Source organism: Verminephrobacter aporrectodeae subsp. tuberculatae At4, from assembly GCF_000193225.1.
GTDB classification, from domain to species: domain Bacteria; phylum Pseudomonadota; class Gammaproteobacteria; order Burkholderiales; family Burkholderiaceae_C; genus Acidovorax; species Acidovorax aporrectodeae.
Genome location: NZ_AFAL01000884.1, coordinates 1 through 908, shown reverse-complemented (window position 1 = coordinate 908; position 908 = coordinate 1). Strand labels below are relative to the sequence as shown.

Annotated in this window: 2 protein-coding genes and 1 pseudogene; all 3 read left to right on the top strand. The window is 65.6% G+C overall.

The genetic code is table 11. The features are described from left to right. Nucleotides 1–343 (top strand): Ig-like domain-containing protein (locus tag VTU_RS34190; protein ID WP_236610837.1); only part of this gene is annotated, 343 nt, incomplete at its 5' end. Then, a pseudogene (locus VTU_RS30925) lies at nt 340–575 on the top strand (Ig-like domain-containing protein); the annotation flags it as partial. The gene VTU_RS34190 and the pseudogene VTU_RS30925, both read left to right, overlap by 4 nt. Further along, a partial coding sequence (locus tag VTU_RS30920) for an Ig-like domain-containing protein (RefSeq protein ID WP_369021528.1) occupies nt 567–908 on the top strand: 342 nt, incomplete at its 3' end. The pseudogene VTU_RS30925 and the gene VTU_RS30920, both read left to right, overlap by 9 nt.

The following is a 908-nucleotide window of genomic DNA, read 5'->3' as shown; positions in this document are numbered from 1 at the left end:
GATCGGCGACGACAAACTGCACCTCGGCGAGAGCACCACCGTCGTCATCCGCTTCTCCGAAGACATTGACGCCAGCAGCTTCAGCATCGCCGACCTGACGGTGGGCGGAGGCGCGCAGCTGTCCAACCTGCGCAGCACCGGCGGCGGCACCACCACCTGGGAGGTCACGCTGACGGCCCCGGGGATCCTCGAGCGCATTTTGAATCCCGCCTCCGTCAACAGTTCGACGGGCAACAAGATTCGCGTGAACCTGGCCCAAATCACCGACCTCGCGGGCAACGCCGGGGCGGGCACAGCGGTCTCCACGGTCAGCTACGACATCGACGTCGTCCCCCCGGCGTGAGCATCACGCTGGCCAACAACAACCTGACGAGTGGCGAAACCGCGGTGGTCAGCTTCAGCTTCACGGAGGTCGTCAGCGGCTTTGACGCAAGCAAGATAGACCTCTCGAACGCGAACGGCACACTGGGACCTCTGACGGCCAGCGAAGACGGAAAACCTGGACCGCGACCTTCACGCCCACGGAGAACGTGAACGACGTGAGGAACAACACCATCCGCGTGAACATGAACGGCGTGTGGGACTTGGCGGGCAATGGCACGCCGAGCCCGGTCAGCAGCGCCAACTACACCGTGGACACCCGGTCTGCCGGCGGCGTCGTGCCGACCGCCACGATCACGCTGGCCGACACCACGCTCAAGGCGGGGGAAACGACGACCGTCACCTTCCGCTTCAGCGAGACCGTCACCGGGTTCAGTTCCGAGGACATCGTTCTGACGGACGCCAACGGCACGCTGGGCGAACTCAGCGCAGGGGCCGACGGAAGAACCTGGACCGCCACGTTCACGCCCACGGCCACCGTGGAGGACGCCGGCAACAGCATCGGCGTGAACATGACCGGGGTCAGG